The organism is Rhizobium metallidurans (genome assembly GCF_014196505.1).
Classification (GTDB): Bacteria; Pseudomonadota; Alphaproteobacteria; order Rhizobiales; family Rhizobiaceae; genus Rhizobium; species Rhizobium metallidurans.
Window position 1 is genome coordinate 496704 of the sequence record NZ_JACIDW010000003.1, and the last position, 21982, is coordinate 518685.

The following is a 21982-nucleotide window of genomic DNA, read 5'->3' on the forward strand; positions in this document are numbered from 1 at the left end:
ACCGATCGGTGATGGCGCATAAGCGCCGCTCAGGCCTTCTCCAGCACGTAGCTGCCCGGCGCTTCCTCGAGCGCGTTCAGCGCGTCGCCACCCGGCTTGCGAGCCGGTACCCGCTTGCCGTCCTTGGCCTCGATCCAGGCCTGCCAGTGCGGCCACCAGGAGCCCGGCCCTTCCTGCGCGCTGATGAGCCAGTCCTCGTATTCGCCCTTGGCCGGTCCGCCGGTCCAATACTGGTATTTCTTCTTGTCCGGCGGGTTGACTACGCCTGCGATGTGGCCGGAGCCGGCGAGCACGAAATCGACCTTGCCGCCGAAGAACTGGCTGCCGAGGAACACGGATTTCGCCGGCGCGATGTGGTCCTCGCGGGTGGCGAGGTTGTAGATCGGGATACTGACGCTCTTCAGCGACACGGCCTGGCCGTCGAGCACCATCTCGCCCTTGGTCAAGGCGTTCCTGAGATAGCAGTTACGCAGGTAGAACGCGTGATTGGCCGCCGCCATCCGCGTCGAGTCGGCGTTCCAGAACAGGAGGTCGAAGGGCATCGGCTCCTGGCCCTTGAGGTAGTTGTTGACGAAATAGGGCCAGATGAGCTCGGAGGCGCGCAGCATGTTGAAGGCCGTCGCCATCTTCGAGCCGTCGAGATAGCCGGTCACATCCATATAGTTCTCGAGCCGCGTCAGCTGTTCCTCGTCGACGAACACCTTGAGGTCGCCGGCATGGGTGAAATCGACCTGGGTGGTAAACAGCGTCGCGGAGCGGATGCGCTTGTTCTTCTCCTTGGCATGCAGCGCCAGGGTCGCGGCCAGCAGCGTGCCGCCGACGCAATAGCCGATGGCGTTGACGTCCTTCTCGCCGGTCGCCTTCTCGATGGTCTCGAGCGCGAAATCGATCCCTTCGCGCGCATAGGCCGCCCAGTCCTTGGCCGCATGGCGCGCATCCGGATTGACCCAGGAGATGACGAACACCGTCTGCCCCTGATCGACGCACCACTTGATGAAGCTCTTCTGCGGATTGAGATCGAGGATGTAGAACTTGTTGATCCAGGGCGGGCAGATGAGCAGAGGGCGCTTCAGCACCGTCTCGGTCGTCGGCTCGTACTGAATGATCTGGCAGATCTCGTTCTGGGCGATCACCTTGCCCGGCGTCAGCGCCATGTCGCGGCCGACGGCGAACTTGGTCATGTCGGTCTGCCGAAGCTTCAGGTCGCCGTGGCCGGCCACGATGTCTTCGGTCAGCATCTTCATGCCCCGCACCAGGTTTTCACCGCTGCTCGCGATCGTCTCGCGGTAGAGCTGCGGGTTGGTGGCGACGAAATTGGTCGGCGAGATCGCCGCCGTGATCTGCCTGACGTAGAAGTTGGCCTTCTGCCGCGTGTGCTCGTCCAGACCTTCGGTTTCTGTGACCAGCTTCTCCGCCCAGTCGGCGGTGATGAAATAGGCCTGCTTCAGGAACTCGAAGAAGGGGTTCTTCTCCCAATCCTGGTCCGCGAAGCGCTTGTCCTTGCGATCGGGCTCCGGCTCGGCCGATTCGCCCTGCATGCGCTGCATCGAGCGCATCCACACGCCGAAAAAGCTGGTCATCAGCTTGGTCTGCGCATCGAAGGCGCGGCGCGGGTCGGAGATCCAGTATTCGCTGACCTTGGAGAGCGTCTTGACCATGTCGGTGACGGGGTCGGCGGTGTTTGTCCGGATCTCGCCGTTTTCGCGCGGAGCAAGCCAGGCGGACGCCGCTTTTCCCAGGTTTTCCAGGGCGCGGGCGAAGTTCAGCGCCATCGTCTCCGGGTCCTTCAGCATGTAAGGATCAAAATCCTTCGCCTCGAAGCCCGGGCCCTGGCCCTTCTCGCCCTTGTCCTGGTTGCTGTCGGTCACGCGGTTCCTCCGGCGGCAGCATCTGTCTCCAAATCAAGTTGTATCCGCTCGGATCAAGAAAACAAGTTCCGCTGACGGGCCTTCATGCTATTGCTTTGTGCAGGCTGCGAATTTAACAAGTCGAAGCAGCTTAAGGATTTGGAACCTCCGGCATGACCAACACAGGCATTCGTACCATCGCAAACGTCACCCGCATCGCCCTGATCGGCGCCGCCGCGGCCATGGCGCTTGCCGGATGCATGCGAACGCCGGAAGAAAAGGCCGAAATCGCCGCCAGGCGAGCGGCCCCGACGGCCGTGGTCATGAACGCCACCAAGGGCGAGGCGCCGACCGAAAGCGGCCTGTCGCACTATCGCGATGGCTATCCGGGCTTCGGTGCGCCGCTGACGGCCGCCAACGTTCAGATGAACGACGAGGAAGCCGCCGGCCTGCAGCAGAAGCTGACGGCGCTGAGCAACCGCCGCAAGGCGGGAACCATCACGGAAGCCGAGTACCAGCGCCGCGTTGCGGAATACCGCAAGCTCGCCGCCGACCACGGCCCTGAAACGCTGTCCGAAATCACCAAATAAGGCCTTGCCTTCTCTGGCGTTTGCAAGCAAAGCCTTCCGTCAGGTGCGGAAGATGAAATTTTCCCGATAAAGCGTCAGCCTGTCGGCGGTCCGTCAAAGAATCGCCGTGCGCTGAAAGTCTGATGAATACGGCCTTGGCGATTCTGAAGTTCGTGTCGCAAGCAGCCGGAAGTTAGGACGAACTTCGATTTGCGGTCATGGTGGCCGGGTTTCCGTGGGGAAAGAAATGGAAGAGTTTCACAAAGTCCGGCGTTTGCCGCCTTATGTTTTCGAACAGGTCAACCGTTTGAAAGCAAGCGCGCGAGCGGGTGGAGCCGATATCATCGATCTCGGCATGGGAAACCCTGACCTGCCGACCCCCAAGGCGATCGTCGACAAGCTCTGCGAAGTGGTCCAGGACCCGCGCACGCATCGCTATTCCTCGTCCAAGGGCATTCCCGGCCTGCGCCGCGCCCAGGCTGCCTATTACGCCCGCCGCTTCGGCGTGAAGCTGAACCCGGATACGCAGGTGGTCGCAACCCTGGGCTCCAAGGAAGGCTTCGCCAACATGGCGCAGGCGATCACCGCGCCCGGCGACGTCATCCTCTGCCCGAACCCGACCTATCCGATCCATGCCTTCGGCTTCCTGATGGCCGGCGGTGTGATCCGCTCGCTGCCGGTCGAGCCGGATGACAGCTTCTTCCCGCCGCTGGAACGCGCCGTGAAGCACTCGATCCCGAAGCCGCTGGCGCTGATCGTCAACTATCCGTCGAACCCGACGGCCTATGTCGCCACGCTCGACTTCTACAAGGACGTCATCGCGTTTGCCAAGAAGCACGACATCATCGTGCTCTCCGATCTGGCTTATTCGGAAATCTACTTCGACGACAACAACCCGCCGCCATCGGTGCTGCAGGTGCCCGGCGCCATGGATGTCTGCGTCGAGTTCACCTCGATGTCGAAGACCTTCTCCATGCCCGGCTGGCGCATGGGCTTCGCGGTTGGCAACGAGCGCCTGATCGCGGCGCTGACGCGTGTGAAATCCTACCTCGACTACGGCGCCTTCACGCCGATCCAGGTGGCCGCCACGCACGCGCTGAACGGCGACGGCTCGGATATCGCCGAAGTCCGCGGCGTCTACAAGCGCCGCCGCGACGTCATGGTCGACAGCTTCGGCAAGGCCGGCTTCGAGGTTCCGCCGCCGGCGGCCACCATGTTCGCCTGGGCGAAGATCCCGGAAAAGTTCCGTCATCTCGGCAGCCTCGAGTTCTCCAAGCTCCTGGTCGAGAAGGCTGACGTCGCCGTGGCGCCGGGTATCGGCTTCGGTGAGATGGGCGACGATTACGTGCGTCTGGCGCTCGTCGAAAACGAGCACCGCATCCGTCAGGCGGCGCGCAACATCAAGAAGTTCATGTCCACCGCCGATGAGACGATGCACAACGTCGTCTCGTTGAACGCTCACCGCTGATACAATCAGTTCTTTCGGCAGCCGCTCCGGCGGCTGCCCTTCATGACATATTTCAGGATCGATCCATGGCAGATGCCCTTAAAATCGGCGTTGCGGGCTTGGGTACCGTCGGTGCCTCTCTCGTTCGCATCATTCAGCAGCGCAGCGACCAGCTTGCCGCGACGTGCGGCCGGCCGATCCTGATTACCGGCGTGTCCGCCCGCGACAAGACCAAGGACCGCGGCATCGATGTCCGCGGCATCGAGTGGTTCGAGACGCCCGAGGAACTCGCGACCAAGGGCGATATCGACGTCTTCGTCGAACTTGTCGGCGGCGCCGAAGGGCCGGCCAGGATCGCCGTCCAGGCGGCACTCAACCGTGGTCTCCATGTGGTGACGGCCAACAAGGCGCTGCTTGCCTATCACGGCGTCGCGCTTGCCAGGATCGCCGAGGAGAAGGGCGCGCTGCTCAACTTCGAAGCGGCCGTCGCAGGTGGCATCCCGGTTATCAAGGCGCTGCGTGAATCGCTGACGGGCAACACGATCTCGCGCGTCTACGGCATCATGAACGGCACCTGCAACTACATCCTCACCAAGATGGAGAAGGAAGGCCTGTCGTTCGCCGACTGCCTGAAGGAAGCCCAGCGCCTCGGTTACGCCGAGGCCGATCCCGCCTTCGACATCGAGGGCAACGACACCGCCCACAAGCTCTCCATCCTGACCACGCTCGCCTTCGGCAACCAGATCGCCGTCGACGACATCTATCTCGAGGGCATCACCAACATCTCGATCGAGGACATCCACGCGGCCGCCGAACTCGGCTATCGCATCAAGTTGCTCGGCGTTGCCCAGCGCACCGATACCGGCATCGAGCAGCGCGTGCACCCGACCATGGTGCCCGTCGACAGCGTCATAGCCCAGGTCGATGGTGTCACCAACGCCGTGGCGATCGAATCCGACGTGCTCGGCGAACTGCTGATGGTCGGCCCCGGCGCCGGCGGCAATGCCACGGCCTCGTCGGTGCTCGGCGACATCGCCGACATCGCCAAGAGCCGCCCGGGCGCCCAGCAGGTGCCGGTGCTCGGCCACCCCGCCAGGTCGCTCGAGCCTTACCGCAAGGCGCAGATCCAGAGCCACGAGGGCGGCTATTTCATCCGTCTGACGGTTCTCGACCGCACCGGCGTCTTCGCCAGCGTCGCCACCCGCATGGCCGAAAACCACATCTCGCTCGAATCCATCGTGCAACGCTCCAAGCAGCACCTCGCGCCGTCGCACCACCAGACGATCATCCTCGTGACCCACGCCACCACCGAGGAATCGGTGCGCAAGGCGGTCGCGGCGATCAAGGTCGAAGGCTATCTGGTCGGCGAACCGCAGGTGATCCGCATCGAACGCCCGAAGGAGGACTGAGCCTCGGCTCTCGACCGCGCCGCGCGCGGGGCGATACGGCGTCACCGCATGGTGATCTATTCTGTGGGCGGCGGGGCGCGGGTGCGCTCCGCCGTCTTTCGTTTGCCGTCACGGCTCTGTAGAACGGCCTTATAGTGGCAGTGGAGTGACATGATGGATATCCCGGCCGATCCGGTACAGCGCGCCTTTCTGGGTGTCGAGAAATCCGTTCTCGACAATCGCTGGATCTCGCGGCTGGACCAGGCCGGACAGAACCGGGCGCTCGCCATGTCGCAGACGCACGGCCTGCCGGATCTGATCGCCCGCGTGCTCGCCGGCCGCGGCGTGACCGTCGACGAGGCGGTCGAGTTCCTCGATCCGACGCTGCGCTCGCTGATGCCCGATCCCTACAAGCTGACCGACTGCGAGAAGGCGGCCAGACGTATCGCCGACGCCATCAATGCCCGCCAGCAGGTCGCGATCTTCGGTGACTACGACGTCGACGGCGCATCCTCCTCGGCACTGATGTATCGCTTCCTCAGCCATTTCGGGGTGCAGTCCGAAATCTACATTCCAGACCGCGTCTTCGAAGGCTATGGCCCGAACCCGGCGGCCATGGACCAGCTGATCGACAACGGCGCCCGCCTGATCGTCACCGTCGACTGCGGCTCGACAAGCCACGAGGCGCTGGCGGCGGCGGCCAGGCGCCATGTCGACGTGGTCGTCATTGATCACCACCAGGTGACACATGACCTGCCTGAGTGCCACGCGCTGGTCAATCCGAACCGCGAGGACGATCTGTCGGGGCAGGGGCATCTGTGCGCCGCCGGCGTCGTCTTCCTTGTGCTGGTCGCGACGCTCCGGCTGCTGCGCGAGGCCGGCCATCCGAAGGCGCGCGGCATCGACCTCCTGCAATGGCTGGATATCGTTGCGCTCGCCACCGTCTGCGACGTCGTTCCGCTGAAGGGCCTGAACCGCGCCTATGTCGTCAAGGGCCTGATCGCCGCCCGCCACCAGGGCAATGCCGGTCTGTCGGCGCTGTTTCGCAAGGCGGGCCTTGCCGGTCCGGTCACGCCCTATCACTTCGGCTTTCTCGTCGGCCCCCGCATCAATGCCGGCGGCCGCATCAGCGACGCGGCGCTCGGTAGCCGGCTATTGACGCTGGATGATGCCGGCGAAGCCGAGGCCATCGCCGAACGTCTCGACGAGCTCAACCGCGACCGCCAGGTGATGGAAGCCAGCATGCTGCAAGAGGCGGAAGCCGAGGCCTATGCCGAATATGGCGACGGCAGCGGCGCCTCCGTCATCGTCACCGCGCATGAAAAATGGCATCCCGGCATCGTCGGATTGATCGCGGCGCGGCTGAAGGAAAAGTTCAAGCGCCCCGCCTTCGCCATCGCCTTCGATTTGAACGGCAAGGGCACCGGCTCCGGCCGTTCGATCAACGGCTTCGACATGGGCAAGATGGTGCGCGCGGCGGTCGACGAGGGGCTGCTGGTCAAGGGCGGTGGCCATGCGATGGCGGCGGGCCTCACCGTCGAGCGCGACAAGCTCGGCCGCCTGCGCGGCTTCTTTTCGGAACGCGCCGAAAAAACCGTTGCGGCGCTGGTGGCCAACGAGACGCTGAAGATCGACGGCGCGATCGGCGCCAGCGGTGCGACGATCGACCTGATCGACCGGCTGGAAACGGCAGGCCCCTACGGCTCCGGCCATTCGCAGCCGATCTTCGCCATTCCCGCCCACCGCGTCCGCGACTCGAGGATCGTCGGCGAAAAGCATGTGAAGGTGACGCTCGAAGCCATGGACGGCGCTCGCCTCGACGGCATCGCGTTTCGCGCCGCCGATACGCAGCTCGGAAACCTGCTCCTGAACTCGCGCGGCGCCAACCTGCATGTCGCGGGCTCGCTCGGCGACAACCACTATCAGGGCTCGCGCCGCGTCCAGCTGCGGGTCATCGACGGCGCCATCGCGCGCTGAGCAGACGGGACGCAGCCTGGGATTTCGTGCCGGTGAGCCGGCCATGCCGCGGCATCCGCGCGAAATTGGCTTGCAGCGACGCTGGTCTTCCGCGCAAGGCACGCTACCATGCGGTCACGTCCGGCGAGGGCCGCCGATTGTCCGGTATTTCCACCGCCTGGCATTATTCGCAATGGAGCATCGATATGGCGCATTCCCTGAACAAGTCCTCCGCGGCAACCGGCACCTCCGGCGCCAACCAGCCGCAACTCGACACCGAGGAGGTCTGGCAGGCCCGCGCCGACCTGGCGGCCTGCTTTCGCATGGCGGCGCGCCATGGGCTGGAGGAGGGGATCTGCAACCATTTCTCGGCGCTGGTTCCCGGCTATGACGATCTCTTCATTGTCAATCCCTATGGCTACGCCTTCCGCGAGTTGACGGCCTCGAAGCTTCTGATCTGCGATTTTCACGGCAACGTCGTCTCGGGCGAGGGCGAGCCGGAGGCGACGGCGTTCTATATCCATGCCCGCATCCACGCCCGCGTTCCGCGCGCCCGCGTCGCCTTCCACACCCACATGCCCTATGCGACGGCGCTGTCGATGACCGAGGGCGAACCGCTGATCTTCGCCGGCCAGACGGCGCTCAAATTCTACGGCCGCACCGCCTATGACCGCGATTACAACGGCCTGGCGCTGGACGAGCGCGAGGGCGACCGCATCGCCAATGCGATCGGCGATGCCGACATCGTCTTCATGAAGCATCACGGCGTCATGGTGCTGGCGCCCAATATCGCCGAAGCCTGGGACGATCTCTACTATCTCGAGCGCGCCTGCCAGGTGCAGACGCTGGCGCTGTCCACCGGCCGCCAGGTCTTGCCCGTAGACCCCGATATCGCCGAAGCCGCCTACCGGCAGATGCGCGAGGGCGATCCGGAATCGGCGCGGCTGCATCTGGAGGCGATCAAGCGCATGCTCGACGCGGAGGAGCCGCAATACCGCGACTGAGGGCGGGTGCGCGTGGAAGATCGCATCTGCGTCAACATGGCTGATGTCGGATGAGGTAATTTTGAGATAGCTGTTCCTGACCGGCAGATAGTGTCGGATAACAGCTCGGAAGTACCCAAAATGTGGGATTGGTTCCCTATAATATTCTTTCCGCTCAAGATTCTTGTGTTGGGCGTGGCCATGTTCTTCGCCATCAAGTGGCATCACGATCAAGCGAAGAAGAAATGACGACACCGGAAGACCGGAGACCCTGGCCGTTTAAAGGAAGCCATGAAAGTCGATATCCTGTGCGAAGGAAAAGTCATCGGGCATTCGAACCTTGATCCAATTGATCCGCCGATGGGCGTGGCGAGCGGACCGTTCATTGCATCCCCGGAATATGCCCCGCGCCTCCATGCATCCGTGATCGATGGCGACGACAACAAAGTGGGGCGGAGCGCTGAACTTGCGGCGCGGTCCGACGCATCCGGCATACTCCCATGTGCGGGCGTCAGTATCGAGGACTTCAATAAAACGCTTCACGAGATAACGGTCACGGTTCTCGGTATGAGAAGTCCCGAGTATGAAACCGCCTTCGCGGCTCATGCTCTGTACAAGACCTATTGGCACTGAGGGCCAGTCGGATTTTCAGTCGTGTCCGCCATGAGCGGGCACCCCGCGCTGAAATCCGGCATCGTCACAAACGGTAGTGAAGGCGGACGCAGCCGCGGGCGATCGGCGCGGCGCTGATCAGCTCAGGGCTGGCCCTGAAGCCGGTCAGCGGAAAGAGCGGCTGGCCGGAGCCGAGCAGTTCCGGGATCACGTAGATTTCGATCTCGTCCAGCGCGCCGCGTTCCATGAACGCCATCTGCAGCCGTCCGCCGCCCAGCATCCAGACATCGCCATCGTCGAGCGCGCGCAGCTCGCCTATCAACGCGTCGATGTCGCCGCGAACTTCCAGTGGCCCTTTCGGATCGTCGATCGGGCGGGAGGTGACAACGATGACCCGCTGATCGCCATAGGCCCAGGGCGACGGCTCACTGGCGATGAAGTCATAGGTCGCGCGCCCCATGACGACCGTGCGGATGCGTTTGAGAAAGAGCGCATAATCGTGCTCCCCGAGGTCCATGCCGTCATATTGGTAGAGCCAGTCGAGCGACCCTTCGCCGGAGACGATAAGCCCGTCGAGGCTCGCCGCGATGTATCCGAGAATTCTGGCCATGGTCTCCTCCTTGATAAATAAACGAACATATGTTTATATACGATCATGCCAAGACACAAGATGATTTCCGACGAGCAGGTGCTCGACGATCTGTTCGACACGATTGTCCGGACCGGCCCCGACGGCCTGACATTCGCGCTGGCGGCCGAGGCCTGCGGGCTGTCGCCATCGACCCTGGTGCAGCGCTATCGCAGCCGCGTCGATCTCGTCGAGGCGGTCCTGCTCAGGGCCTGGGACCGCTTGCAAATCGAAACCGAGACGGCCGACGCGCAAGAGGAGCTGAACCCCAAAGGGGCCATCAGCCTGTTGATGCGGCTGATGCCGCCGGGGGAGGCGGATCGCGATGCGGCCGACGGGTTGCTGCTGTTGAGGGAAGATATCCGCAATCCCAACCTGCGCGCCCGGGGCGCGGCTTGGGGACAATCGCTTGCCGACGCGCTCGGCCGCCGTCTCTCCGGTGATCGGGATGAAGGACAAAGGCTCGGTCGGCAAATGGCGGCCATCTGGCAGGGCGCGCACACCTGGTGGGCCTTCAACCGCAACGGCACGGCGGAGCAGGCCATCCGGCGCATGCTGGAAGAGTGGCTGGCATCCATCCGGCTGTCGCCGGGTTGATGTTTCGGGACGCTTCACAGTCTTCTGTCAGCGACAAGCGGTCTTCGTCTCACCGGCGCATCGCGACGATAACGGAAATGCAATCGCTGGCGCCCGGCTCGTAGCCGGAAAGGCAACTGAACGTGTGAAGGCTACACGCGACCGGATGTCCGGTTGCGCGCCGAGCGCATTTTTCCGCCGCATTCACAATAATGTAATGAAATCAACCACGATGGCACGCCCTAGGGGAGTCGAACCCCTCTTCCCAGAATGAAAATCTGGTGTCCTAACCGATAGACGAAGGGCGCTTCCTTCGTGGTGGCGCCCTTATAATCAGGCACTCGGATTCCCGCAAGCGGCAAAACGCAGAAAAATGGCCATGTGCTGATCTTTTCCCTATCGCGTTGATAGTTAATGGCTATTTTCAGCGTTTGCTTGTGCTTCGGTCGTGTCCGGACCGTCGGTTTCGGCTTCTTCTCAAGCGCGGACCTCGAACACCATGTTGAACGGCGTTTCGGTGGCGCGGTGGAAATGCCCGAAGCCGGCATCGAGCGCCACCTTGCGCAATCGGGTTTCGCCGGCCTGCGCGCCGAGCGCCAGTCCGACCTCCTGCGACATGGAGGCGGGCGTGCAGATCATCGTCGAGGCGCCGTAATAGACGCGCCCGACCGGGTTGAGATTGTCCTTGAGGTGATCATGCGCGAAGGGCTCGACGATCATCCAGGTGCCGCCGGGCGCAAGCGTCTCCTTCACATGCTTTCCCGCACCCACGGGATCGCCCATGTCGTGCAGGCAATCGAACATCGCGACGAGATCGTAGCGCCCGGCCGGGAAGGTCGAGGCCGACGCCTGCGCGAAGCTGACGCGGTCGGAAACGCCGGCCTCCCTGGCGGCGGCGCGGGCGCGTTCGATCGACGGCATGTGATAGTCGTAGCCGACGAAACGCGAGGCGGGATAGGCCTGCGCCATCAGGATGGTCGAACTGCCGTGGCCGCAGCCGACGTCGGCCACCATCGCCCCGGCCTTCAGCTTGTCCTCGACGCCATCGAGCGCCGGAATCCATTCGGTGACGAGGCTGTTGTTGTAGCCGGTGCGGAAGAAGCGCTCGGTGCCGCGAAACAGGCAGTTGCTGTGCTCGTGCCAGCCCAGCCCCTTGCCGGTGCGGAAGGCATCGGCCACCTTGGGTTCGTCGGTCCACATCGCCTGCACCAGCTGGAACGCGCCGGTGAAGAAGGCGGGGCTGTCCTCCTCGGCGAAAACCAGCGCCTGCTCCGGCGTCAGCCGGAAGCGGTCGGTCTTTTCGTCGTAGGTGAGATAATCGGCGGCGGCGAGGGCCGAAAGCCATTCGCGCAGATAGCGTTCCTTGACCGCTGTCCTTTTCGAAAGCTCAGCCGCCGTCACCGGCTCGCCGTCGGCCATCGCCTTGAACAGTCCGACGTCGTCGCCGAGCACCACCAGGGAGCCGGATACGGCGGCGCCGATATCGCCGACCAATCGGCCGACGAGGGCATCCACTTTTTGCATGTCGGGTTGGCGCATGTCATCCTCCATAAAAATGCAGGGAAGAACCAGCGGCGCGATTATACACCCGCTGACGCTCACGTGAAAGGACGGCGCGGGGCAGGGAGCGGCCTGCGGGGCCATCCGTCCCCGCACCATCCCAGCGAGGTGTCGCGGAATATTCGCGCAGCCACCAAAAAAGCTGCGTTGACAAGAAAATGCGCCGGGACAAGAGTGGCTTAGCCTGCATGTTAGGCTTTGGAGGAATGACCATGATCAAGCATCTGACAATTCTTGCCTCTGTTTCCCTGCTCGGCGCGCTCGCCTTCGCCACGCCCTCGTCGGCGCTCTCGATGAAGGAGTGCAGCGCCAAGTACAAGTCGGCGCAGGCGGATGGTTCCGCCAAGGACATCAAGTGGAACGACTTCCGCAAGGCGCAGTGCGGCCCGGATGCGACCGCCGAGCCCGACGTCTCGATGGCGACCGGCGAAGAGCCCGCGAAGCCGACGATGACCGCTCCCAAGGGCGTGACCTTCCCGACGGCGATTTCTCCCCAATACGCCAAGGAAACACCCGGCAAGGGCCGCATGCACACCTGCGTCGATTCCTACCGCACCAACAAGGATGCCAATACGCTGAACGGCCTGAAATGGATCCAGAAGGGCGGCGGCTACTACAGCCTCTGCAATGCCAGGCTGAAGACCTGATTTCGGCTCCGAGCGTCCCGGGACGGCATCCGCCGTCCCGCCTGGCTGCCACGGCGAGGCGGCGCCTTCGTTCCCAGGGGCCCACCCCGCGCATGAATGAAAAACCCGCCGCGGCGCTGCCGGGCGGGTTCTTGATGTTCGGAGGTGGTCGCAGTCCTAGTGCAGGATCTGGCTGAGGAAGAGCTTGGTGCGCTCGTGCTGCGGGTTGTCGAAGAACTCGGCCGGCGAGTTCTGCTCGACGATCTGGCCCTGGTCCATGAAGATGACGCGGTTGGCGACCTGACGGGCGAAGCCCATTTCGTGGGTCACGCACAGCATCGTCATGCCCTCTTCGGCAAGGCCGACCATGGTGTCGAGCACTTCCTTGATCATTTCAGGGTCGAGTGCGGACGTCGGCTCGTCGAACAGCATGATCTTCGGGTTCATGCACAGCGAGCGGGCGATCGCCACGCGCTGCTGCTGGCCGCCGGAAAGCTGGCCCGGATACTTGTTGGCCTGCTCCGGGATCTTGACGCGCTTGAGGAAGTGCATGGCGATCTCCTCGGCCTGCTTCTTCGGCATCTTGCGCACCCAGATCGGCGCCAGCGTGCAGTTTTCGAGGATGGTCAGGTGCGGGAAGAGGTTGAAGTGCTGGAACACCATGCCGACTTCGCGGCGCACTTCGTCGATCTTCTTCAGGTCGTTGGTCAGTTCCGTGCCGTCGACGATGATCTGGCCCTTCTGGTGTTCTTCCAGGCGGTTGATGCAGCGGATCATCGTCGATTTGCCGGAGCCCGAAGGACCGGCGATGACGATGCGCTCGCCACGCATGACCTTCAGATTGATGTCGCGCAGCACGTGGAAGTCACCGTACCACTTGTTCATGCCGATGATCTCGATGGCAACATCGGTCGCCGACACGGTCATCTTCTTGGGTTGGGCTTCAGCCATGATTTTTTTCCCTTGATCTTATCGTTTGTGGCCGGTGTCGAGATGGCGTTCCATGAACACCGAATAGCGAGACATGCCGAAGCAGAAAATCCAGAAGACGAAGCCAGCAAAGATCAGGCCTGTCAACGGTGTGACCGCCGATGCCCAGTTGCCATCGGAGAAGTTCAGGCGAACGATGCCGAGCAGGTCGAACATGCTGATGATCGACACCAGCGACGTATCCTTGAACATGCCGATGAAGGTGTTGACGATGCCGGGAATGACGAGCTTGATCGCCTGCGGCAAGATGATCAGCCGCGTCTTCTGCCAATAGCCGAGCCCGAGTGAATCGGCGCCTTCATATTGACCCTTCGGAATGGCCTGCAGACCGCCGCGGATCACCTCCGCCATGTAGGCCGAGGCGAAGATCGACACGCCGATGATGGCACGGATCAGCTTGTCGACATTCCAGCCCTGCGGCAGGAACAGCGGCAGCATGACGCTCGCCATGAACAGGACGGTGATCAGCGGGATGCCGCGGACGACCTCGATGAAGATGACGCAGACCATCTTCACCACGGGCATTTTCGAGCGCCGCCCGAGGGCGAGCGCGATGCCGAACGGCAGCGACACGGCAATGCCGACGAAGGAGACGACGAGCGTCACGAGCAGGCCGCCCCAGAGCGGTGTCTCGACGATCTCGAGGCCGAAGCCGCCGTAAAGCAGCCAGATCGAGACGAGCGGCAGGGCGACGAAGAGCAGAAGGGCGTTCAGCCCCTTGCGCGGCATCGACGGGATCAGCATCGGCGTCAGCAGCGCGGCGAACATGATGAACACCAGTGTCGGGCGCCAGCGCTCGTTGAGCGTATAGCGGCCGTAAACGAACTGATCGAGCTTGGCGTTGACGAAGGCCCAGCAGGCGCCGCTCCAGCCGTCCGGCTGCGTGCCGCCCTGGACCGTCGTGGCGCAGAACGTGCGATCCGTTCCCGTCCAGACCGCCTGGATGAACAGCCAGTTGATCATCTGCGGCAGCACCCAGGCCAGCGCCGCGACGGCAATCACCGTCAGCACGACGTCCTTTGGTGTGGCCAGGAGATTGCGCCTGATCCAGGCGACCGCGCCGCGCTGGCTCGCCGGAGCCGGTTGCGGCTCCAGAATGGCATTGCGGACGAAGGAAATGTTCGAGCCGGACATCTTATCTCTCCACCAGTGCCATCTTGGCATTGAACCAGTTCATGAACAGCGAGGTAAGCACGCTGAGCCCGAGATAGACGACGATCCACACGACGACGACCTCGATCGACTGGCCGGTCTGGTTGAGCGTCGTGCCACCGACGGCAACGAGATCCGAGAAGCCGACGGCGATCGCCAGCGACGAGTTCTTGGTCAGGTTCAGGTACTGGCTGGTGAGCGGCGGGATGATGATGCGGAAGGCCTGCGGCACGACGACGAGGCGCGTCACCGAGGACGGATGCAGGCCGAGCGCGCCGGCCGCTTCCGACTGTCCCTTCGGAACGCCCCTGATGCCGGCGCGCACGATCTCGGCGATGAAGGCCGCCGTGTAGAAGGACAGCGCCAGGAACAGCGACATGAATTCCGGCCCGACGACGGAGCCGCCGGTCAGGTTGAACTTGCCGGCCACGGGGACGTCGAAGGCGATCGGCAGACCGGTCGCCAGGAAGACGAGGATCGGCAGCCCGGCGATCAGGGCGATCGACACCCAGATCGTATGGAACTGCTTGCCGCTGGCGGCCTGTCGCTTGTGCGCCCAGCGCGCCGTGATCACGGTGGCGACGATGCCGATGACGAGGGCCGCGAGGACGAACCACATGCCTGTTTCGAACATCGGCTTCGGGAAGGCGAGGCCGCGATTGTTCAGGAACATGTTGAAGGGCAGGTTCAGGGATTCGCGCGGCTGCGGCAGCACGGCGAGAACACCCGAATACCAGAAGAAGATGACCAGCAGCGGCGGTATGTTGCGGAACACCTCGACATAGACGGTGCACAGCTTGGCGATCAGCCAGTTGTGCGACAGGCGTCCTATGCCGACGACGAAGCCGATGATCGTCGCGGTGATGATGCCGGTGATGGCAACCAGGATGGTGTTGAGAATGCCGACGACCAGCGCGCGGCCATAGGTCGAATCGCTCGAATAGGCGATCAGCGATTGGCCGATTTCGAAGCCGGCGCGTCCATTGAGAAATGCGAAACCCGATGCCGTGTTGCTGCGTTGCAGGTTGAGCGCCGTATTGTGAGCGACCCACGCAACGAAACCGACGAGCAGAACAACGGTCAGAAGCTGGAAGAATATTCCTCTTAATTTCGGGTCGTAAAGTGCCGACTGGAACGTCCAGCGGCTCTCCGGCAAAGGTGTCGTGTGCACAGCCTCTTGCGTCATGCCGAGCCTAATCCCCTGTGTGCCCGTTTTTGGGCTTTTTTCTTGGAATATGGAAAGGCGGTTTCCCGCCTTTCCGGCATTTGTATCGAAAGCTTAGCGGACCGGAGGCGCGTACTGGACGCCGCCCTTGTTCCACAGAGCGTTGAGACCGCGTGCGATCTTGAGCGGGCTGCCCTGGCCGATGTTGCGCTCGAACACTTCGCCGTAGTTGCCCACGCCCTTGATGACGTTGGCGGCCCAGTCGTTCGTCAGGCCCAGATCGGTGCCGATCTTGGTGTCGGTTTCGGAACCGAGGAAGCGCTTGATATCAGGGTTCGGCGAGTTCTTCATCTCGTCGACATTGGCCTGGGTGATGCCGAATTCCTCGGCGTTGATCAGCGCGTAAGCCGTCCAGGAAACGATGTCGAACCACTGGTCGTCGCCCTGGCGAACGGCCGGGCCGAGCGGCTCCTTGGAGATGATCTCGGGCAGGATCATGTGCTCGTCGGGGTTCTTCAGCGTCAGACGCAGCGAATAGAGGCCGGACTGGTCGGTGGTGTAGACGTCGCAACGGCCCGAATCATAGGCGGCATTGACTTCCTCGAGCTTTTCGAAAACCACCGGATTGTACTGCAGGTTGTTGGCCTTGAAGTAGTCGGCGAGGTTGAGCTCGGTCGTGGTGCCGGACTGTACGCAGATGGCCGCGCCCGAAAGCTCGAGAGCCGACTTCACGTTCAGGCTCTTGCGAACCATGAAGCCCTGGCCGTCGTAATAGGTGATCGGGCGGAAGTTGAAGCCGAGAGCGGTATCGCGGTTGATCGTCCAGGTCGTGTTGCGCGACAGAACGTCCACTTCGCCCGACTGCAAGGCCGGAAAGCGGTCCTTGGCGGAGAGGGGCGTATACTTGACCTTGGTCGGATCGCCGAAGACGGCGGACGCGACGGCCTTGCAGAAATCGACGTCGAAACCGGCCCAGTTGCCGGAAGCGTCAGGCTGCGCGAAACCCAGGAGACCCGAGTTGACGCCGCACTGAACGAAACCCTTTGCCTTCACGTCCGCGAGCGTCGCCGCCGAAGCTGCCGAAGCGCCAAGTGCGAAGACTGCTGCGCCAATGGCGACCAACAGAAGCTTAATCTTCATTTTTCCCAACCTTTTTTCCGTTATCTTTTGTTTATTGTGGGAGCGTCGGCAGAAGCATGCAGACCCCCCAAGCAACCCGACATCCTCCCGGCGCGAGTGGGTCTATCACAGTCGGAAATGGCACCACGGTCAAGTCTCGCGCCACAAGATTGCGTGATATTTCGGCAATTTGCTGGGGGTGGCTCACAAAATGAGCAAATGATTATCCAAAAGGCAGCGTTTGGCGAAAAAAATCGCGTAAACTTACTGATATATCTGGATAATTACCGTACCGCCCGGTTCTCCCGGTTTGCTTCACGCTACGTCAACGGGGTTGACCGCGCCTCGGGAGAGGTACAAGAGTTCGGTAAAGAGCGTTCTTTCCAAAGGCTTAATTAGACATGACAGACAAAGACGGCCTGCTTCAAAACGCCGGCATCAACACGCGCCTTTCGCATCTCGGCAATGATCCTTTCGACTATCATGGCTTCGTCAATCCGCCCGTCGTGCACGCCTCGACCGTGCTGTTCCCGACCGCCAGGGCGATGGAACAGCGGGCGCAGAAATACACCTACGGAACACGCGGAACACCGACCACCGACGCTCTTTGCGAGGCGATCGACGCACTCGAGGGGGCGGCCGGAACGATCCTCGTTCCCTCGGGTCTGGCGGCCGTCACCGTTCCCTTCCTGGCTTTCCTGTCGTCGGGCGATCATGCGCTGGTCGTCGATTCGGTCTATGGCCCGACCCGCCATTTCTGCGACACGATGCTGAAGCGCCTGGGCGTGTCAGTCGAATATTACGATCCGGCGATCGGCGCCGGCATCGAGACGCTGATCAAGCCGAACACCAGGCTGGTGCACACCGAGGCGCCGGGTTCCAACACCTTCGAGATGCAGGATATTCCCGCGATCGCCGCGATCGCCCACAAGCATGGCGCGATAGTGACGATGGACAATACCTGGGCGACGCCGGTCTACTTCCGCCCGCTCGATTATGGTGTCGATATCTCGATCCACGCGGCGACGAAATATCCGTCCGGCCATTCCGATATTCTGATGGGCACGGTTTCGGCCAATGCCAAGCATTGGGAGCAGCTGCACGAGGCCAACATCACGCTCGGCATCTGCGGCGCGCCTGACGACGCCTACCAGATCCTGCGCGGCCTGCGCACCATGGGTGTGCGCCTCGAGCGCCACTACGAGAGCGCGCTCACCATCGCCAAATGGCTGGAAGGCCACGAAGACGTGGCCGCCGTGCTGCATCCGGCGCTACCGAGCTTCCCGGGCCACGAGCTCTGGAAGCGCGACTTCAAGGGCGCCAGCGGCATCTTCTCCTTCGTGCTGAAGGCAGACGGCCCGGCCGCCTTCAAGCCGAAGGCGCATGCCTTCCTCGATGCGCTGAGGATCTTTGGCCTCGGCTGGTCCTGGGGTGGCTTCGAAAGCCTGGCGGTCCACGTCAATCTGAACGATCGCCGCGTCACCAAGGCGCCGACCGAAGGGCCGGTGATCCGCCTTCAGATCGGCCTGGAGGACGTCGCCGATATCAAGCTCGACATCGAGCGCGGCTTCGCCGCCGCCAGGGCGGTCTGATCAGGCCATGGCGCGGTAAGCGTAGATCCAGTCGAGCTCCGCCGCGAGACTTTGCGGCGGCTTCAGCGAGAGCACGATATCACGCCCGATCCGGAACGGACCGCGGGCGTGATAGACGAACTGGTTGAAAGCGCCGCGCTGGCGCAGCCGGTTCACGCGCGGCACGCGATGCGCTTCGAAGAGCGGCAGCGCCTCGGCGGCAGGACGTTTTGCCAGCAGCGACGCCAGCTCATAGGCGTCCTCGATCGCCATCGCGGCACCCTGCGCGGCAAACGGCATCATCGCATGCGCCGCATCCCCGATCAGCACCGTGTCGCGGCCGTTCTGCCACTTGCCGCGCGTCGCCTCGTAAAGCGGCCAGAAGGTCATCGCGCCGGATTTTTCAAACAGCTGCAGCAGCGCCGGGTTCCAGCGCGAGAAGCGCGAAAGCAATTGCTGCCGCTGCGCCTGCGTCGGCTGCGCCAGCCATTCGCGCGCGCCGGCATGGCCGGTCGTGATCGCCACCATGTTGAAGCTGTCGGTCTCGCGCAGCGGATAGGCCACCAGATGCGCCGATGGCCCGAGAAAGGCCGAGACGCTCTCGCGGCCGAGGATGCCTTGCGCATCCGCGGCCGAAACCGTGAAGCGATAGGCGATATTGCCGGAAAAGCGCGAGGAGGGGCTGTCGGCGATGAGGTCGCGCGTCTTCGACCAGACGCCATCCGCTCCTATGATCACGCCGCCCGCGCGGGTGATCCCGGCAACATCGCCGCCTTCGATGCGTGCGCCAAGATGTAGCGTGCAGAGCGAGTTTGCTCGAACGGCTTCAAGCAGCGCCGCTTGCAGGCTGGCGCGATGCAGCATGCCGTAGGGTGCCTCCCAGCGCGCCCGCGCGGCGGCGCCCATCGGCACGGTCGCCAGTTCGCGCATTGACGGACCTGATATGAGACGAATGCTGCTCGGCTCGAGCCAGATCGGCGCCAACAGGTCGAGAACCCCGAGCTTGTCGAGGATGCGCGAGGCGTTGGGCGATATCTGCAGCCCTGCGCCCACCTCGGCCAGATCGGGCGCCTGTTCGAAGATCTCGGAGCGAATGCCATGCCTGGCGAGTGCCAGCGCCGCCGTTAGCCCAGCGACGCCCGCTCCGATGATGGCGGCATGTTCGACCGACATGGTCGATCCAATCTGTGTCTTGGTGATTTAAGCGACCTGGAAGTGGAAGACGCAGCCAGCGGGGTTTGTCTGGGTGGCTTTCAACGCGCCGTTGAAGCGATAGAGCGTCGAGCAGTAGGAGCAGACCTTCTCGTTTTCGTCACCCATGTCGATGAAGATATGCGGGTGGTCGTAGGGAATGGAGGCGCCTGTGCACATGAATTCCTTCACGCCGACTTCGATGACGCGGTGTCCGCCGTCGTTCTGGAAGTGTGGGATATTGTGACCGGCCATGAGGATCTCCGAATGCCTTTGAAAACGTGGCCACCTTATAGTGCGTCGCCGCAAATGTGTCGAGCCAAAGGAGAGAGGCGCCCGATCGTTTTTGGAAGGCGCTTTCTGGCCATGCTTTTTGATCGGCGCGGGGGTTCCCGTTCGCGGCCCGATAAAATATGGTCCCGGCAAAACAGGACTGCCCCGATGAACTTGAATACGCCTGCCTTTTCCAGCTTCGAGCACGACGGCCTCAACCTTTCCTATTTCGACGAGGGAAATCCCGAGGGGCCGCCGGTGCTGCTCATCCACGGTTTCGCCTCGACCGCCAGCGTCAACTGGGTCTATCCGGGCTGGCTGAAAACGCTGGGCGAGGCCGGATACAGGGTGATCGCCATGGACAACAGGGGCCACGGCGCAAGCGACAAGCCGCATGATTCCGAAGCCTATCGGCCGTGGATCATGGCGGCCGATTCCATCGCGCTGCTCGATCATCTCGGCATCCAGCAAGCCAATCTGATCGGCTACTCGATGGGCGCGCGCATTTCGGTTTTCGCCACGCTCAAGTGGCCCGATCGCGTCCGCTCGCTGGTGCTCGGTGGCCTCGGCATCGGCATGACCGACGGTGTTGGCGATTGGGATCCGATCGCAGATGCGCTGCTGGCGCCGTCGATCGATGGTGTCACCCATGCGCGCGGCCGCATGTTCCGCGCCTTCGCCGAGCAGACCAAAAGCGACCGCCAGGCGCTCGCCGCCTGCATCAGGGGCTCGCGCGATCTGGTCGAAAGAGCCGATATGGCGAAGATCGAGGCGCCGACGCTGGTCGCGGTCGGAACCAAGGACGACATCGCCGGCTCCCCCCAGGAACTGGCGGCCCTCATGCCCGATGCCCGCGCGCTCGACATACCGGGTCGCGACCATATGCTTGCCGTCGGCGACAAGGTCTTCAAGGCGGCCGTGCTGGACTTCTACGCGGATCTCGCCGACCGGTGACATCCGGGTTGGCATCCGGGAGGGGCGCGCAAGGCCGATCGTTCACCAAGGGACGCAAATAGCAAAAAGCTGTTTCCGTCGCCCCATTTATATCAGCCGTTTTTTGCCCTATATAGGGTAACGCCTGGGCGAAACAGCAAGTCGGAATACAGGGAGACCTTCATGGTCGCGAAGTCAGATATCCGTGCTCTGGAGACCCAGGGTTCGCTCAAGGCGATGGACCCGATCTGGGATAGCCTGCGCGAGGAAGCGCGCCTTGCCGCCGAGGCCGATCCGGTGCTGGCGGCGTTTCTCTATTCGACCGTGCTCAACCATCGCTCGCTCGAGGAATGCGTGATCTACCGCATCTGCGAGCGTCTCGACCATCCCGACATGCAGGCGATCCTCCTGCGCCAGACCTTCGACCAGATGCTGGCCGACTGGCCGGAATGGGGCGCCATCCTGCGCGTCGATATTCAGGCCATCTACGATCGCGATCCGGCATGCCTGCGCTTCATGGAAGCGCTGCTCTACTTCAAGGGCTTCCACGCGCTGCAGACCCATCGTCTGGCGCACTGGCTGCTCAATCGCGGCCGCCGTGATCTGGCGCTCTATCTGCAGAGCCGCTCATCGAGCGTTTTCCAGACCGACATCAATCCGGCGGCGCGGATCGGCCGCGGCATCTTCCTCGATCACGCGACGGGCCTCGTCGTCGGCGAAACCGCCGTCATCGGCGACAATGTCTCGATCCTGCACGGCGTCACGCTCGGCGGGACCGGCAAGGAGGGGGCTGACCGCCATCCGAAGATCGCCAGCGGCGTGCTGATCGGCGCGGGCGCCAAGATCCTCGGCAATATCGAGATCGGTCAATGCTCGCGCATCGCCGCAGGCTCCGTCGTCCTGAAGCCGGTACCGCCGAAGACGACGGTCGCGGGCGTACCCGCCAGGGTGGTCGGCACGGCCGGCTGTTCGGAACCATCCAGGCTCATGGATCAGGTGATCCTGGACCAGGTGATCGGCGCCGACATCTAGGCGCTTTCGCGTCGCCCAAAGCGACAACATGGGCACAAGAACGGCGGGGAAAGCGGCCCTAGGGCTGGCTCCGCGCCTTTACAGGCCCATCTTTCCCATGCAAAAAAGCGGCCATTGAGACCGCTCAGGAGATGCAGAGTGAAGCCCGAAGAAATCAAGAAACTCGACGCCTATTTCAAACGCACGTTCAACCCGGAAATGATCGTCAAGGCACGTCCGCGCAAGAACGATTCCGCTGAAGTCTACATGGGCGAGGAATTTCTGGGCGTCGTCTACATCGATGACGAGGACGGCGACCGCTCCTACAACTTCTCGATGGCGATCCTCGACGTCGATCTCTGATCCGGTCGCGAGGTCCGTCTCG

Annotated in this window: 21 protein-coding genes and 1 tRNA gene; 12 read left to right on the plus strand and 10 right to left on the minus strand. The window is 62.9% G+C overall.

Annotated elements, in window-relative coordinates; genetic code table 11:
• Nucleotides 1-29: 29 nt before the first annotated feature.
• On the minus strand, nt 30-1868 hold the full coding sequence (gene phaC / locus GGQ67_RS09190; RefSeq protein ID WP_183899838.1) for a class I poly(R)-hydroxyalkanoic acid synthase: 1839 nt from the start codon (nt 1866-1868) through the stop codon (nt 30-32).
• Between the two features lie 152 nt (nt 1869-2020).
• Here phaC and GGQ67_RS09195 point away from each other — a divergent pair, with 152 nt between their 5' ends.
• The 6 genes from GGQ67_RS09195 to GGQ67_RS09220 all read left to right on the plus strand — a co-directional run bounded on the left by GGQ67_RS09195 (nt 2021) and on the right by GGQ67_RS09220 (nt 8823).
• Nucleotides 2021-2437: a hypothetical protein gene (locus GGQ67_RS09195; RefSeq protein WP_183899839.1), complete on the plus strand. Its 417-nt coding sequence runs from the start codon at nt 2021-2023 to the stop codon at nt 2435-2437.
• 226 nt (nt 2438-2663) lie between these two features.
• On the plus strand, nt 2664-3884 hold the full coding sequence (locus GGQ67_RS09200; RefSeq protein WP_018900041.1) for an LL-diaminopimelate aminotransferase: 1221 nt from the start codon (nt 2664-2666) through the stop codon (nt 3882-3884).
• A gap of 65 nt (nt 3885-3949) precedes the next feature.
• A complete protein-coding gene (locus tag GGQ67_RS09205; protein ID WP_183899840.1) occupies nt 3950-5272 on the plus strand; it encodes a homoserine dehydrogenase in 1323 nt (440 codons plus the stop codon).
• A 153-nt stretch (nt 5273-5425) separates the two neighbouring features.
• Nucleotides 5426-7228: a single-stranded-DNA-specific exonuclease RecJ gene (gene recJ, locus GGQ67_RS09210; RefSeq protein ID WP_425503767.1), complete on the plus strand. Its 1803-nt coding sequence runs from the start codon at nt 5426-5428 to the stop codon at nt 7226-7228.
• A gap of 185 nt (nt 7229-7413) precedes the next feature.
• Entirely contained in the window at nt 7414-8211 is a 798-nt protein-coding gene (locus tag GGQ67_RS09215; protein WP_183899842.1) for an aldolase, read from the plus strand.
• Nucleotides 8212-8481: 270 nt separating this feature from the next.
• Complete coding sequence (locus GGQ67_RS09220) at nt 8482-8823, plus strand: hypothetical protein (protein WP_183899843.1); 342 nt, start codon at nt 8482-8484, stop codon at nt 8821-8823.
• 64 nt (nt 8824-8887) lie between these two features.
• Here GGQ67_RS09220 and GGQ67_RS09225 read toward each other — a convergent pair whose 3' ends face one another.
• Complete coding sequence (locus GGQ67_RS09225; protein ID WP_183899844.1) at nt 8888-9412, minus strand: dihydrofolate reductase family protein; 525 nt, start codon at nt 9410-9412, stop codon at nt 8888-8890.
• Nucleotides 9413-9457: 45 nt separating this feature from the next.
• Here GGQ67_RS09225 and GGQ67_RS09230 point away from each other — a divergent pair, with 45 nt between their 5' ends.
• Nucleotides 9458-10027: a TetR/AcrR family transcriptional regulator gene (locus GGQ67_RS09230; protein ID WP_183899845.1), complete on the plus strand. Its 570-nt coding sequence runs from the start codon at nt 9458-9460 to the stop codon at nt 10025-10027.
• A 212-nt stretch (nt 10028-10239) separates the two neighbouring features.
• Here the strand turns inward: GGQ67_RS09230 and GGQ67_RS09235 are convergent.
• Both GGQ67_RS09235 and GGQ67_RS09240 read right to left on the minus strand, forming a co-directional pair.
• Nucleotides 10240-10314, minus strand: a tRNA-Glu gene (locus GGQ67_RS09235).
• Between the two features lie 169 nt (nt 10315-10483).
• Nucleotides 10484-11545: a class I SAM-dependent methyltransferase gene (locus GGQ67_RS09240; RefSeq protein ID WP_183899846.1), complete on the minus strand. Its 1062-nt coding sequence runs from the start codon at nt 11543-11545 to the stop codon at nt 10484-10486.
• Nucleotides 11546-11778: 233 nt separating this feature from the next.
• On the opposite strand from GGQ67_RS09240, the gene GGQ67_RS09245 reads away from it, so the two are divergent.
• Nucleotides 11779-12213, plus strand: a complete 435-nt coding sequence (locus GGQ67_RS09245) for a hypothetical protein (RefSeq protein WP_183899847.1) — start codon at nt 11779-11781, stop codon at nt 12211-12213.
• Nucleotides 12214-12369: 156 nt separating this feature from the next.
• Here GGQ67_RS09245 and GGQ67_RS09250 read toward each other — a convergent pair whose 3' ends face one another.
• From GGQ67_RS09250 to GGQ67_RS09265, 4 genes are all read right to left on the minus strand, one after another.
• Nucleotides 12370-13143 carry an amino acid ABC transporter ATP-binding protein gene (locus tag GGQ67_RS09250; RefSeq protein ID WP_018900031.1) on the minus strand — a complete coding sequence of 258 codons (774 nt, stop codon included), beginning with the start codon at nt 13141-13143 and terminating at the stop codon, nt 12370-12372.
• Between the two features lie 18 nt (nt 13144-13161).
• The gene (locus GGQ67_RS09255; protein ID WP_183899848.1) at nt 13162-14316 is read right to left on the minus strand and encodes an amino acid ABC transporter permease; all 1155 of its coding nucleotides are present in this window, start codon (nt 14314-14316) and stop codon (nt 13162-13164) included.
• Between the two features lies 1 nt (nt 14317).
• Complete coding sequence (locus GGQ67_RS09260; RefSeq protein ID WP_183899849.1) at nt 14318-15520, minus strand: amino acid ABC transporter permease; 1203 nt, start codon at nt 15518-15520, stop codon at nt 14318-14320.
• A 93-nt stretch (nt 15521-15613) separates the two neighbouring features.
• Nucleotides 15614-16639 carry an amino acid ABC transporter substrate-binding protein gene (locus GGQ67_RS09265; protein WP_183899850.1) on the minus strand — a complete coding sequence of 342 codons (1026 nt, stop codon included), beginning with the start codon at nt 16637-16639 and terminating at the stop codon, nt 15614-15616.
• 380 nt (nt 16640-17019) lie between these two features.
• On the opposite strand from GGQ67_RS09265, the gene GGQ67_RS09270 reads away from it, so the two are divergent.
• A complete protein-coding gene (locus GGQ67_RS09270) occupies nt 17020-18210 on the plus strand; it encodes a cystathionine beta-lyase (protein WP_183899851.1) in 1191 nt (396 codons plus the stop codon).
• On the opposite strand, the gene GGQ67_RS09275 is transcribed toward GGQ67_RS09270, so the two are convergent.
• Entirely contained in the window at nt 18211-19362 is a 1152-nt protein-coding gene (locus tag GGQ67_RS09275) for an FAD-dependent monooxygenase (RefSeq protein ID WP_183899852.1), read from the minus strand. It lies immediately after the preceding gene.
• A 27-nt stretch (nt 19363-19389) separates the two neighbouring features.
• Nucleotides 19390-19635 carry a zinc-finger domain-containing protein gene (locus GGQ67_RS09280; RefSeq protein ID WP_183899853.1) on the minus strand — a complete coding sequence of 82 codons (246 nt, stop codon included), beginning with the start codon at nt 19633-19635 and terminating at the stop codon, nt 19390-19392.
• A gap of 186 nt (nt 19636-19821) precedes the next feature.
• Between GGQ67_RS09280 and GGQ67_RS09285 the strand changes: the two genes are divergently transcribed.
• From GGQ67_RS09285 to GGQ67_RS25490, 3 genes are all read left to right on the plus strand, one after another.
• Nucleotides 19822-20607 (plus strand): alpha/beta fold hydrolase, encoded by a 786-nt coding sequence (locus GGQ67_RS09285; RefSeq protein ID WP_183899854.1) that lies wholly within the window; start codon nt 19822-19824, stop codon nt 20605-20607.
• Nucleotides 20608-20769: 162 nt separating this feature from the next.
• Nucleotides 20770-21618 (plus strand): serine O-acetyltransferase, encoded by an 849-nt coding sequence (cysE, locus tag GGQ67_RS09290; RefSeq protein ID WP_183899855.1) that lies wholly within the window; start codon nt 20770-20772, stop codon nt 21616-21618.
• A gap of 138 nt (nt 21619-21756) precedes the next feature.
• Complete coding sequence (locus GGQ67_RS25490; RefSeq protein WP_018900022.1) at nt 21757-21960, plus strand: DUF3126 family protein; 204 nt, start codon at nt 21757-21759, stop codon at nt 21958-21960.
• Nucleotides 21961-21982 lie beyond the last annotated feature (22 nt).

Bases quoted from the DNA above. Each gene is read 5' to 3' on its own strand.
- GGQ67_RS09250 (WP_018900031.1), bottom strand. From the start codon at position 13,143: ATGGCTGAAGCCCAACCCAAGAAGATGACCGTGTCGGCGACCGATGTT.
- recJ (WP_425503767.1), top strand. From the start codon at position 5,426: ATGGATATCCCGGCCGATCCGGTACAGCGCGCCTTTCTGGGTGTCGAG.
- GGQ67_RS09275 (WP_183899852.1), bottom strand. From the start codon at position 19,362: ATGTCGGTCGAACATGCCGCCATCATCGGAGCGGGCGTCGCTGGGCTA.
- GGQ67_RS09195 (WP_183899839.1), top strand. From the start codon at position 2,021: ATGACCAACACAGGCATTCGTACCATCGCAAACGTCACCCGCATCGCC.
- GGQ67_RS09280 (WP_183899853.1), bottom strand. From the start codon at position 19,635: ATGGCCGGTCACAATATCCCACACTTCCAGAACGACGGCGGACACCGC.
- GGQ67_RS09225 (WP_183899844.1), bottom strand. From the start codon at position 9,412: ATGGCCAGAATTCTCGGATACATCGCGGCGAGCCTCGACGGGCTTATC.
- GGQ67_RS09215 (WP_183899842.1), top strand. From the start codon at position 7,414: ATGGCGCATTCCCTGAACAAGTCCTCCGCGGCAACCGGCACCTCCGGC.
- GGQ67_RS09285 (WP_183899854.1), top strand. From the start codon at position 19,822: ATGAACTTGAATACGCCTGCCTTTTCCAGCTTCGAGCACGACGGCCTC.
- GGQ67_RS09205 (WP_183899840.1), top strand. From the start codon at position 3,950: ATGGCAGATGCCCTTAAAATCGGCGTTGCGGGCTTGGGTACCGTCGGT.
- GGQ67_RS09240 (WP_183899846.1), bottom strand. From the start codon at position 11,545: ATGCGCCAACCCGACATGCAAAAAGTGGATGCCCTCGTCGGCCGATTG.
- cysE (WP_183899855.1), top strand. From the start codon at position 20,770: ATGGTCGCGAAGTCAGATATCCGTGCTCTGGAGACCCAGGGTTCGCTC.
- GGQ67_RS09230 (WP_183899845.1), top strand. From the start codon at position 9,458: ATGCCAAGACACAAGATGATTTCCGACGAGCAGGTGCTCGACGATCTG.
- GGQ67_RS09255 (WP_183899848.1), bottom strand. From the start codon at position 14,316: ATGTCCGGCTCGAACATTTCCTTCGTCCGCAATGCCATTCTGGAGCCG.
- GGQ67_RS09220 (WP_183899843.1), top strand. From the start codon at position 8,482: ATGAAAGTCGATATCCTGTGCGAAGGAAAAGTCATCGGGCATTCGAAC.
- GGQ67_RS09270 (WP_183899851.1), top strand. From the start codon at position 17,020: ATGACAGACAAAGACGGCCTGCTTCAAAACGCCGGCATCAACACGCGC.
- GGQ67_RS09200 (WP_018900041.1), top strand. From the start codon at position 2,664: ATGGAAGAGTTTCACAAAGTCCGGCGTTTGCCGCCTTATGTTTTCGAA.
- GGQ67_RS09260 (WP_183899849.1), bottom strand. From the start codon at position 15,520: ATGACGCAAGAGGCTGTGCACACGACACCTTTGCCGGAGAGCCGCTGG.
- GGQ67_RS09245 (WP_183899847.1), top strand. From the start codon at position 11,779: ATGATCAAGCATCTGACAATTCTTGCCTCTGTTTCCCTGCTCGGCGCG.
- GGQ67_RS09265 (WP_183899850.1), bottom strand. From the start codon at position 16,639: ATGAAGATTAAGCTTCTGTTGGTCGCCATTGGCGCAGCAGTCTTCGCA.